At 71.5% G+C, this 11,615-nt stretch carries 9 protein-coding genes and 1 riboswitch; of the genes, 7 read left to right on the top strand and 2 right to left on the bottom strand.

Annotated features, from left to right (window positions below):
* Positions 1-76 precede the first annotated feature (76 nt).
* Positions 77-967, top strand: a complete 891-nt coding sequence (locus OQ02_RS17440) for an SDR family NAD(P)-dependent oxidoreductase (RefSeq protein WP_051772449.1) — start codon at positions 77-79, stop codon at positions 965-967.
* On the opposite strand, the gene OQ02_RS17435 is transcribed toward OQ02_RS17440, so the two are convergent.
* On the bottom strand, positions 937-1,812 hold the full coding sequence (locus OQ02_RS17435) for a transglutaminase-like domain-containing protein (protein WP_033439517.1): 876 nt from the start codon (positions 1,810-1,812) through the stop codon (positions 937-939). The two genes, OQ02_RS17440 and OQ02_RS17435, sit on opposite strands and share 31 nt — an antisense overlap.
* 238 nt (positions 1,813-2,050) lie before the next feature.
* Between OQ02_RS17435 and OQ02_RS17430 the strand changes: the two genes are divergently transcribed.
* Complete coding sequence (locus OQ02_RS17430) at positions 2,051-3,715, top strand: peroxidase family protein (RefSeq protein ID WP_033439516.1); 1,665 nt, start codon at positions 2,051-2,053, stop codon at positions 3,713-3,715.
* Position 3,716: 1 nt separating this feature from the next.
* On the top strand, positions 3,717-4,157 hold the full coding sequence (locus OQ02_RS17425) for a DoxX family protein (protein ID WP_033439515.1): 441 nt from the start codon (positions 3,717-3,719) through the stop codon (positions 4,155-4,157).
* A gap of 44 nt (positions 4,158-4,201) precedes the next feature.
* Here OQ02_RS17425 and OQ02_RS17420 read toward each other — a convergent pair whose 3' ends face one another.
* On the bottom strand, positions 4,202-4,900 hold the full coding sequence (locus OQ02_RS17420; RefSeq protein ID WP_033439514.1) for a FadR/GntR family transcriptional regulator: 699 nt from the start codon (positions 4,898-4,900) through the stop codon (positions 4,202-4,204).
* Positions 4,901-4,971: 71 nt separating this feature from the next.
* Here OQ02_RS17420 and OQ02_RS17415 point away from each other — a divergent pair, with 71 nt between their 5' ends.
* The 4 genes from OQ02_RS17415 to metH all read left to right on the top strand — a co-directional run bounded on the left by OQ02_RS17415 (position 4,972) and on the right by metH (position 11,466).
* On the top strand, positions 4,972-5,700 hold the full coding sequence (locus tag OQ02_RS17415; protein WP_033439513.1) for a (Fe-S)-binding protein: 729 nt from the start codon (positions 4,972-4,974) through the stop codon (positions 5,698-5,700).
* Complete coding sequence (locus OQ02_RS17410; protein WP_033439512.1) at positions 5,697-7,091, top strand: LutB/LldF family L-lactate oxidation iron-sulfur protein; 1,395 nt, start codon at positions 5,697-5,699, stop codon at positions 7,089-7,091. Before OQ02_RS17415 ends, OQ02_RS17410 begins: the two co-directional genes overlap by 4 nt.
* Complete coding sequence (locus OQ02_RS17405; RefSeq protein WP_051772448.1) at positions 7,088-7,774, top strand: LutC/YkgG family protein; 687 nt, start codon at positions 7,088-7,090, stop codon at positions 7,772-7,774. Before OQ02_RS17410 ends, OQ02_RS17405 begins: the two co-directional genes overlap by 4 nt.
* Before the next feature lie 10 nt (positions 7,775-7,784).
* Positions 7,785-7,863, top strand: a riboswitch (S-adenosyl-L-homocysteine riboswitch).
* 12 nt (positions 7,864-7,875) lie between these two features.
* Positions 7,876-11,466: a methionine synthase gene (gene metH, locus OQ02_RS17400; RefSeq protein ID WP_197043379.1), complete on the top strand. Its 3,591-nt coding sequence runs from the start codon at positions 7,876-7,878 to the stop codon at positions 11,464-11,466.
* Positions 11,467-11,615 lie beyond the last annotated feature (149 nt).

Below are 11,615 nucleotides of genomic sequence, written 5' to 3'. Positions count from 1 at the left end.
TTACTGTCGCGTGAAGTCAAGCCGGCCCGCTCGAACGAGGCCAGACTGGTGACTTCGACGTCTTGGAGGAGGCCGCATGTCCCAGCTGTCGCGTTACCGGTTCACGGGCGGCACGGCGGTGGTGACGGGTGCGGCCGGCGGCATGGGCGAGCACGTGGCGTACGGACTGGCGCGGCGCGGCAGTGACCTCGTGCTGATCGACCGGGACGCCGACCGGCTGGCAGCGGTGGCCGCGAAGATCAGCGGGGTGCGGGTCGACGCGCTGGTGGCGGACCTGTCCGACATCGCGGGCCTGGACGACCTCGCGGCGCGCGTGCTCGCTGCGAACCCGCGCGTCACGCTGTTGGTCAACAACGCGGGCGTGGCGTTGGGCGGCGCGTTCGACCAGATCGGCGCGGACGAGTTCGACTGGGTGATGGACATCAACTTCCGGGCGCCGGTCGCGTTGACCCGCCTGCTGCTGCCGACGCTGCTGGAGTCGCCGGGCAGCCACGTGGTGAACGTGTCGAGCCTGTTCGGCCTGATCGGGCCGCCCGGCCAGACCGCGTACTCGGCCAGCAAGTTCGCCCTGCGCGGGTTCAGCGAGTCGCTGCGGCACGAGTTGGCCGACCGGGGCGTCGGCGTGACCACGGTGCACCCGGGCGGTATCCGCACCAGGATCGCGGAGTCCGCGCGGGTGGCGTCCGGGGTGAGCGCGGCCGAGGCGGCGCAGGGCAAGGAGAGCTTCGCCAAGCTCCTCACCTACCCGGCGGACAAGGCGGCCGAGCGGATTCTGGCGGGCGTGGAGAAGCGCAAGGGCCGGGTGCTGATCGCGTGGACCGCCGTCGCGCCGGACGTCCTCGCCCGCCTGTTCCCCACCTCCTACATGGCCGTGATGAACCGCCTCAGCCCGTCGACCGCCCGCAACGCCAAGCCGCCCCGACCCGACGGCGCCGCTCAGCGCAACACGACCTCCAGCGGCAGCTGAGCGGTCGGGCTCATCGAGGTGATCACCGGCGTGACCCGGTAGGCGGACGTCTCGAACGCCGCCCGCGCCACTTCGGCGGTCAGGTCCGGTGCCGACGCCGCCGCCAACGAGGCCGCCAGTTCGTCGGCGGCCTCGGCCTCCTCCTCGGACAGCTCCGGCACGTCGCGCAGCGCTCCCCACAGGTCCCACAGGACCATCTCGTGCTTGTTCAACGAGGCCAGGTCCTGCACGAGGTCGTGCCTGACCTGGGTCAGCCCGCGCAGGCTAGGTTCGGCCATGTCGGGCGACACCACGAACCGCCCGGGGTCGATCGCGCCCGACCGGCAGGCCCGCCACGCGTCCGCGCCCACCAGGAACCCGTCCCGGGGCACGTCCATCACGTCGACGCCGCAGCCCTCCGGGAACTGCGGCTCGACCAGCCGCCACCGCCCGCCGTCCCACACCTCCGCCACCACGTGGTCCAGGTACCAGCCGGGGGCCAGGTACCCGGCGAACCCGACCCGCGACCGCGCCGGGATGCCGTGGTGCCGGGCCATCGAGACGAACAGCAGGGTGAAGTCGCGGCAGCAGCCCACGATCCGCTCGGTCGGCGCGCGTTCCCGGTCGAGCGGCGCGGGGTTCAGCTCGTGCAACCGGGCGAACATGTCCGCCGCGTACCGCAGGTCGACCTCCGCCCGCCGTTCGGCCGGGAACCCGTGGTCGGTGATGTCGCCGTTGCCCCAGAAGTGGAACACCAGCCCGGACGCCGCCCGCCGCAGCTCCGCCAGGTCCGGCCCGACCCCGTCGAGCCACCCCGCGGACGGACCGGGGTCCGTGAACGGGCTGTGCGTCGTGTAGTCGATCATCTGGAACGTCCTCCTGCTCGCCGGTGCGCCTCTGAACAGGTCTAAGCCCTGCCCCAGGGGCACGGTCAAGCACGGCCGGCCGCGACTTTCCACCTCACGCGGACTGGTCTGTTCAGATCAATCGGCTAGGCCATGTATCCGATGGACAAGACCGCGCACTTGTGTAGTACGGGGCGACCACAGGGGGTGCGTTCGTCCTGCCCGGGTCACCCGGGAAATCACAGGCCTGGGGGGGTCTATGAAAAAGCACGGTTCGAACAGCTTCTTCGTCGTGGGCGAGGGAGTGCTCGAGTTCGACCGCGACGGCGTGGCGACGAAGCGCCGTCCGCGCACCGTGGAGGAGTTGCGCCGGTTCCGCTTCTCGCGGCTGGGGCCGGAGGGGACGCCGCTGGACGAGGAGACCCGGATCGCGCTCGCCACCGCCATGACGGCGGACGTGCCACAGCCGGACTCCGCGAACCCGCCGGTCCCGGCGGGCTTCACGTACCTCGGTCAGTTCGTCGACCACGACCTGACCATGGACCGCACGGAGTCGCAGCTGGGCGACGACGTGAACCTCGGTGACCTGGTGCAGGGCCGCTCACCGGCCCTCGACCTCGACTCCGTGTACGGCCGCGGTCCCGAGGACCGCGACCACCGGGTGTTCTACGCCCGCGACGGGGTGAAGCTCAAGGTCGGCACGACCTCACCGGTGGCGTTCCCGGACGAGCGGGTCAACGTCGCGCTGGAGGGGTTCGACCTGCCGCGGTTCGGCGGTGCGGGCGTGACCGGGGCGGACCGGCGCAAGCCGCTCATCCCCGACACCCGCAACGACGAGAACCTGGCGGTCGCGCAGACGCACCTGGCGTTCATCCGCTTCCACAACCGGGTCGTGGACGAACTGGCGCTGCGCGGGCTCACCGGGCGGCGGCTGTTCGCCGCGGCGCGGGAGCAGGTGGTGCGCCACTACCAGTGGGTGCTGCGCACCGACTTCCTGCCGCGGATCGTCGACCCGGCGATCGTGGACGACGTGTTCGCCAACGGTCGGCGCTTCTTCGAGGCGCCGGGCCGCGGGCAGTCGCCGCACGGGTTGCAGCCGACCATGCCGCTGGAGTTCTCGGTGGCGGCGTACCGGTTGGGCCACAGCATGATCCGGGGCGCGTACCAGTGGAACCGGGTGTTCAACACGGCCGGTCCCGGCGGTGTCGCCACGCTGTTCCTGTTGTTCGTCTTCACCGGCACCTCGGGCAACTTCGACCCCGGGTCGCGGCTGCCGGACCTGGACAACCCGAACTCGGGCACGCTGGACACCCTGCCCACCAACTGGATCGCCGACTTCCGCCGGCTGTACGACTTCACCGAAGCCGACCGGCCGGACCTGGCGCCGCCGACCGCGGACGGCGGCAACCTCACCAAGAGGCTCGACAGCCTGGTGGTGAACCCGCTGACCCAGCTGCCGGCGGGCACGTTCGACGGTCGGGGCACCGCGTTCCCGGAGATCCAGCGCAACCTGGCGTTCCGCAACCTGGCCAGGGCGGACATGGTCCGGCTGGCCGGCGGGCAGCAGATGGCGGAGCTGCTGGGCGTCGAGCCGTTGAGCGCCGAGCAGATCCTGGTCGGCGACCGGGGCGCGTCCCTGGACTCGTTGACCGACGCGCAGAAGGCCGCGGTGACCACCGCGACCCCGTTGTGGCTCTACATCCTGCGGGAGGCGGAGTTCCACGGCGGTCTGCTCGGGCCCGTCGGCGGCCGGATCGTGGCCGAGGTGTTCCACCGCGCCATCGAGGGCAGTCACACGTCGATCGTCCGCGAGCCGTCGTGGCGGCCCGCGTTCGGACCCGACGCGCAGACGTTCCGGATGACCGACCTGCTGCTGTTCGCCTTCGAGGGCAAAGCCGACCTGCTGAATCCGTTGGGGGACTGACATGTCGAACCGTGTGAAGGAGAGAACCGCCGTCGGGGAACAGCTCGACCGCTGGGCGTCGCCGGCACTCCGCGTGTCGATCGGTGTCGTGTTCGTGTGGTTCGGCGTGCTGAAGGTGATCGGCTCCTCGCCGGTCGGGTACCTCGTCAGCGCCGCCGTGCCGTGGGTGGACCCGGGGTTCCTGGTGCCCGCGCTGGGGTGGTTCGAGGTCGCGCTGGGAGCGGTGCTGCTGATCGGGCGGCTGCCGCGGCTGGCGCTGGTCGCCGTGGCGGTGCACCTGGCGGGGACGTTCGTGGTCTTCGTCCAGGCGCCGGCTCTCGTGATGACGGAGGGCAACCCGTTGCTGTTGACCACCAGCGGCGAGTTCGTGCTGAAGAACGTGGTGCTCATCTGCGCCGCGCTGGTGCTGCTCGCCCGGGTCGAGAGGCGGCGGACGAGCTAGGTGGAGCCCGGTCCCCGGTCCTCCCGGGGACCGGGCTCCCGCGTTCACGGTGTGGCGTGGCGGACCCACTCGCGGTGGAAGCCCTCGACGTGACGGGTCACCCTGGTGGCCGCCAGGTCGCCGTCGCCCGCCTGGATCGCGCGCAGGATCGACCGGTGCTCGCGACGCAGCCGGACGGCGGTGCGGGACCAGTCGGGCAGCGCCTGCACGGCGTCCAGGACGGTGCGGTGGATGGCGTCCCTCAGCGCGGCCATGATCGCGGTGTTCACCGCGTTGCCCGCGGCGGCGGTGAGGGCGACGTGGAAGTCGGCGTCGAGCTGGTGGAACGCGTCCGCGTCGAGGTCCGGCGCGTCCATGCGGGCCAGCAGGTCGGCGGCGCGGGCCAGGTCGGGGTGGTCCGGCACCGCCGCGGCGGCGCGCACCGAGTGGCTCTCGATCATGACCCTGGTGCCGACGAGGTCCGCCAGCGGCAGCCTCCGGGTGGCCAGGTGCAGGCGCAGGGCCGCGCCCAGGCCACCGGCCGGGTCGGCGATGACCGTCGTGCCCGCGTCGGGCCCGGAGCCGACACCGCTGCGCACCACGCCCATCGCCTGCAACACCCGGATCGCCTCGCGCACGGTGGCCCGGCTGACGCCCAGGTCTTCGGCCAGCTTGCGCTCCGCGGGCAGCTGCTGCCCCACGCCGAGCCGACCCGCGGTCAGCTCGGCTTCGACGTGCCGCAGCACCGCGCCGTACCCGGACACCCGGCCACCTCCGTCCTGTGGTCAGACCACAGCTCTGGTGTGGTCAGGCCACAGAGCCTAGACTCACCGCCGTGAGAGTCGCGCTGTTCGTCACCTGCCTGGTCGACGCGCTGTTCCCGGACGTCGGCAAGGCCACGGTCCACCTGCTGGAACGGCTCGGCCACGAGGTGGTCGTGCCGTCCGGGCAGACGTGCTGCGGCCAGATGCACGTCAACACCGGCTACCAGGGCCAGGCGCTGCCGCTCGTGCGCAACCACGTCGACGCGTTCGAGCAGGCGGACGTGATCGTCGCGCCGTCCGGGTCGTGCGCCGGGTCGGTGCGCCACCAGCACGCCGACGTGGCCCGCAAGCACGGCGACCCCAAGCTGGCCGAGGCCGCCGAGGACACCGCCAAGCGCACCTTCGAGCTGTCCGAGTTCCTGGTGGACGTGCTCGGGGTGACCGATGTCGGCGCGTACTTCCCGCACCGGGTCACCTACCACCCGACGTGCCACTCGCTGCGGATGCTGAAGGTGCGGGACAAACCGCTCCAGTTGCTGCGGGCGGTGGAGGGCATCGACCTGGTCGAGCTGCCCGGCGCCGAGACGTGCTGCGGGTTCGGCGGCACGTTCGCGCTCAAGAACTCGGCCACGTCGACCGCCATGCTCGGCGACAAGACGAGCGCCGTGCTGAGCACGGGGGCGGACGTGCTCACGGCGGGCGACTCGTCGTGCCTGATGCACATCGGCGGCGGCCTGAGCAGGCTGCGCAGCGGCGTCCGCACGCTGCACTTGGCCCAGGTGCTGGAGAACGCGCGATGACCTTCCTCGGCATGCCCGCCGGCGGCGGGAACCTGACCGGCACGCCGTTCCCCAAGGCAGCCCGCGGCGCGCTCGGCGACGCCCAGCTGCGCCGCAACCTCGCCAAGGCCACCACGACGATCCGGACCAAGCGGGCGGGCGTGGTCGGTGAGCTGCCGGACTGGGCGGAGCTGCGCGCGGCCGGTGCGGCGATCAAGGACGAGGTGCTGGCGAACCTGGACGAGCACCTGGTCCGGTTCGAGGAGGCGTTGACGAGCCGGGGCACGCACGTGCACTGGGCGCGGGACGCGGACGAGGCGAACCGGATCATCACCGACCTGGTGAAGGCGACCGGCACGCGCGAGGTCATCAAGGTCAAGTCGATGGCCACGGTCGAGATCGGGCTGAACGAGGCGCTGGCGGACGCCGGGGTGCACGCGGTGGAGACCGACCTCGCGGAGCTGATCGTCCAGCTGGGCAACGACAAGTCGAGCCACATCCTGGTGCCCGCGATCCACCGGAACCGGACCGAGATCCGGGACGTGTTCCGGCGCGAGATGCCCGGCGTCGACCCCGACCTGACCGACGACCCGCGCGCGTTGGCCGAGGCGGCCCGCCGGCACCTGCGGCAGAAGTTCATGACGGTGGACGTGGCCATCTCGGGCGCGAACTTCGGCGTGGCCGAGACCGGCGCGCTGGTGGTGGTGGAGTCCGAGGGCAACGGCCGGATGTGCCTGACCCTGCCGCGCACGTTGATCAGCGTGGTGGGGATCGAGAAGCTGGTGCCGTCGTGGCGCGACCTCGAGGTGTTCCTGCAACTGCTCCCCCGGTCGTCGACGGGTGAGCGGATGAACCCGTACACGTCGGTGTGGACGGGGCCGACCGAGGGGCAGACCAGCCACGTCGTGCTGGTGGACAACGGTCGGACGGCGACCCTCGCCGATCCGGACGGGCGGGCGGCGTTGCGCTGCATCCGGTGCTCGGCGTGCCTCAACTCGTGCCCGGTGTACGAGCGCACCGGCGGTCACGCGTACGGGTCGACCTACCCGGGCCCGATCGGCGCCGTGCTGTCGCCGCAGCTCACGGGCGTGGACCGCAATCCGACGCTGCCGTTCGCGTCGTCGTTGTGCGGTGTCTGCTACGACGTGTGCCCGGTGGCGATCGACATCCCGTCGATGCTGGTGCACCTGCGGTCGCGGGTCACCGAGTCGAAGCGGACGACACCGGAGTCGACGGCGATGCGCGCCCTGAGCTGGGTGATGTCGGATGCCCGGCGGTGGGGTCGGTTGATCCGGCTGGGGAAGTTCGGCCGCCTGGCGAGCCGCCACGTGCCGCTGCCCGGGTGGTCGGCGGCCCGTGACCTGCCCCTGCCGCCGAAGCAGACGTTCCGCGACTGGTGGGAGACCCGATGAGCGCGCGTGACGAGGTGTTGGCCCGGGTCAGGCGGGCGAAGGGTCCGGAAGGGCCGGTGTCGGTCCCCCGCGAGTACCGGGCGGCGGGCACGCGGGGGGCGGGTGACCTCGACCTGTTCGCGGAGCGCCTGCGCGACTACCGGGCACGGGTGCGGGTGGTCGATGCGGACCAGGTCGCCACCACGATCGCCGCCGCGCTGCTTGAGCGGGGCGTGCGGCGGGTGGTGGCGGCGCCGGGGACGCCGGCGGGGTGGTCGAACCTGCCGGACCAGCCGGACCGCGTGGAGGTGGTTCGCGGCGCGGTGACCGTCGACACCCTCGAACGGACCGACGCCGTGGTGACCGCGTGTCACGTGGCGATCGCCGAGACCGGCACGATCGTCCTCGACCACGACGCCGCCGACCAGGGCCCCCGCGCGCTCACCCTCGTGCCGGACTACCACCTCGTCGTGGTCCGCGCGGAGCAGGTGGTGGCGGGTGTGCCGGACGCGGTGGCGGCGCTCGCGGGCGTGCGCACCCAGACGTGGATCAGCGGACCATCCGCGACCAGCGACATCGAACTGGAACGCGTGGAGGGCGTGCACGGCCCGCGGACCCTGGAGGTCGTGATCGCCCGCTCAACGCGCTTTCCGACGACGTCCCACCCAGTGGGCGGGTCCGACCAGAATCACGGGATTCGCTAGTATCGGGAACCCGACCGAGAGGCGCTGCAACGGGCAACGGCCCGCCACGCTCGGCCAGGGCTGCAAGACCGTAAGGGCGCCTCCCGAAACTGGGAGGTTGCGTGTCGGAAAACGCCCTGCGAGAGCTGCTGGACCAGCGCGTCGCGGTATTGGACGGCGCCTGGGGCACGATGCTCCAAGCCGCCGGTCTCACCCCGGCGGACTACCGCGGCGATCTCCTCGGCGACCACACGCACGACGTTACCGGCGACCCGGACCTGCTCAACCTGACCCGCCCGGACGTCATCCTCGACGTCCACCGCCAGTACCTGGCCGCGGGCGCGGACATCACGACCACCAACACGTTCACCGCGACCGGTATCGCGCAGGCCGACTACGGCCTCGAGCACCTGGTGCGCGACATGAACCTGCGCGGCGCGCAGCTCGCCCGCCAGGCCGCCGACGAGGCGGGCGGCCGGTTCGTCGCCGGTTCCGTCGGCCCGCTCAACGTCACCCTGTCGCTCTCACCCCGCGTCGAGGACCCGGCGTACCGGACGGTGACGTTCGACCAGGTCCAGGCCACCTACGCGGAGCAGATCAGCGCGCTCGCCGAGGGCGGCGTCGACCTCCTCCTCATCGAGACGATCTTCGACACGCTCAACGCCAAGGCCGCCGTCGCCGCCGCCCGCGAGGTCGCGCCGCACCTGCCGCTGTGGATCTCCGTCACCATCGTCGACCTGAGCGGCCGGACGCTGTCCGGGCAGACGGTCGAGGCGTTCTGGAACTCCGTCGCGCACGCCGAGCCGCTGGTCGTCGGCGTGAACTGCTCGCTGGGCGCGGCCGAGATGCGACCGCACGTCGCCGACCTGTCCCGGATCGCGGGCACGTACACGGCGAGCCACCCCAACGCGGGCCTGCCGAACGCGTTCGGCGGCTACGACCAGACCCCGGACGAGACCGCCGCGCTGCTGCACGGGTTCGCCGAAGAGGGCGTGGTCAACGTCGTCGGCGGCTGCTGCGGCACCACGCCGGAGCACATCGCGCGCATCTCGGCGGCGGTCAAGGACATGAAGCCGCGCCCGATCGCGCAGGTGCCGGACCGGACCAGGTTCAGCGGGCTCGAGCCGTTCGAGATCAGCGCGGACACCGGGTTCGTGATGATCGGCGAGCGCACCAACGTGACCGGTTCGGCGAAGTTCCGCCGGCTGGTCGAGAGCGACAACTACCAGGCGGCGGTCGACGTCGCGCTGGAGCAGGTGCGCGGCGGTGCGAACCTGCTGGACGTGAACATGGACGCCGACCTGCTCGACAGCGTGCAGGCGATGACCACGTTCCTGAACCTGATCGCCACCGAGCCGGAGATCGCCCGGGTGCCGATCATGATCGACAGCTCGCGGTGGTCGGTGCTGGAGGCCGGGCTGCGGTGCGTGCAGGGCAAGGGCGTGGTCAACTCGATCAGCCTGAAGGAGGGCGAGGAGCAGTTCCTCTCCCAGGCCCGCCGCATCCGCGACTTCGGCGCGGGCGTCGTGGTGATGGCGTTCGACGAGCAGGGCCAAGCCGACACCGTCGAGCGCAAGGTGGAGATCTGCGGTCGCGCGTACGACCTGTTGACGCGCAAGGCGGACTTCCCGGCCGAGGACATCATCTTCGACCCGAACGTGCTGGCCGTCGCCACCGGCATCGCCGAGCACAACGGCTACGCCAAGGCGTTCCTGGACGCCGTCCCGCTGATCAAGAAGCGCTGTCCGGGCGTGCGGATCAGCGGCGGCATCTCGAACCTGTCGTTCTCGTTCCGCGGCAACGACACCGTGCGCGAGGCGATGCACTCGGCGTTCCTGTTCCACGGTGTGCGCGCGGGCCTGGACATGGGCATCGTCAACGCCGGTCAGCTCGCGGTCTACGAGAACATCCCGAAGGACCTGCTGGAGCTGGTCGAGGACGTGTTGTTCGACCGCCGCCCGGACGCGACCGACCGGCTGGTGTCGTTCGCCGAGACGGTGTCCGGGTCGGGCACGAAGCGCGAGATCGACCTGTCGTGGCGCGAGGGCCCGGTCGGGAAGCGGCTGGAGCACGCTCTCGTGCACGGCATCGTGGACTTCATCATCGAGGACACCGAAGAGGCCCGGCTGGAGGCCAAGCGCCCGCTCGACGTGATCGAGGGGCCGTTGATGGACGGCATGAAGGTCGTCGGCGACCTGTTCGGCGCGGGCAAGATGTTCCTGCCGCAGGTGGTGAAGAGCGCGCGCGTGATGAAGCGCGCGGTCGCGCACCTGGAGCCGTACATGGACGCGGAGAAGGAAGCCTCCGGCTCCACCCGCGGCAACGGCAAGGTCGTGCTGGCCACGGTGAAGGGCGATGTCCACGACATCGGCAAGAACATCGTCGGCGTGGTGTTGGGCTGCAACAACTACGACGTGGTCGACCTGGGCGTGATGGTCCCCGCGGCGAAGATCCTGGACACCGCGATCGCCGAGGGCGCGGACGCGGTCGGCCTGTCCGGGCTGATCACGCCGTCGCTGGACGAGATGGTGTCGGTGGCCGCGGAGATGCAGCGCCGGGGCATGAAGCTGCCGTTGCTGATCGGCGGCGCGACGACGTCCCGGCAGCACACGGCCGTCCGCATCGCCCCCGTGTACGACCAGACCACCGTGCACGTGCTGGACGCGTCGCGGGTGGCGGGCGTCGTGTCGGCCCTGCTGGACCGGGACCGCGCCGAGGAGCTCGACACGTCGAACCGCGTGGAGCAGCAGCGGTTGCGCGAGGAGCACGAGAACCGGCAGAGCACGCCGCTGCTGACGGTGGAGCAGGCCCGCGCGAACGCCGAGGTGGTGTCGTTCGAGGAGCTGCCGACGCCCGCGTTCACCGGGTTGCGGGTGGTCGAGCCGACGGTGGCCGAGCTGCGCGAGATGATCGACTGGACGTTCTTCTTCCTGGCCTGGGAGCTGAAGGGCAAGTACCCGAAGATCCTCCAGACCAACCCGGCGGCGCAGGAGCTGTTCGACGACGCGAACGCCATGCTGGACCAGATCATCGCCGACGGGTCGCTGTGGGCGAAGGGCGTGTACGGCTTCTGGCCCGCGCACAGCGAGGGTGACGACATCGTGGTGGGCGGTGGCGTCCGGTTGCCGATGCTGCGCCAGCAGACGAAGAAGCCGGCGAGCCGCCCGAACCGCTGCCTGTCCGACTACATCGCGCCCGAGGGCGACCACCTGGGTGGTTTCGCGGTGACGATCCACGGCGCCGAGGAGCTGTCCGCCCGGTACGAGGCCGAGCAGGACGACTACCGGTCGATCATGGTGAAGGCGCTGGCCGACCGGCTGGCCGAGGCGTTCGCCGAGTACACCCACCTGCATGCCCGGCGGGACTGGTTCGAGCCGGACGCCGACCCGGCGCTGGAAGACCTGCACGCCGAGCGCTTCCGCGGCATCCGGCCGGCGCTGGGGTACCCGGCGAGCCCGGACCACAGCGAGAAGCAGGACCTGTTCGCGTTGCTCAAGGCCGAGGAGATCGGCATGGCGCTGACCACGTCGTTCGCCATGACGCCGGCGGCGAGCGTGAGCGGCGTGATCTTCGCCCACCCGGAGTCCCGCTACTTCACCGTGGGTCGGATCGGCCGTGACCAGGTGGTCGACTACGCACGCCGGCGCGGGATGCCGTTGGCCGAGGTCGAGCGCTGGCTGCGCCCGAACCTGGCCTACGAGCCCGGCGCCTGACCGGTCCTCCGGGGCGCGCTGCGACGGCCGGCATCGGCACATCACCCTGCCCGTGCTCGCCGCCGCAGTCCTCGCCGTCACCGCCCACACCGAGCGGGGCGCCACCCTGACCCGCGCCCGACGAGGCCACTACCAGCGGCAACGCCTCA

Origin of the sequence: Saccharothrix sp. NRRL B-16314 (assembly GCF_000716595.1) — a bacterium.
Classification (GTDB): Bacteria; Actinomycetota; Actinomycetes; order Mycobacteriales; family Pseudonocardiaceae; genus Actinosynnema.
Note: the sequence above shows the minus strand (reverse complement) of the source record. Positions and strands in the feature narration are given on the sequence as shown.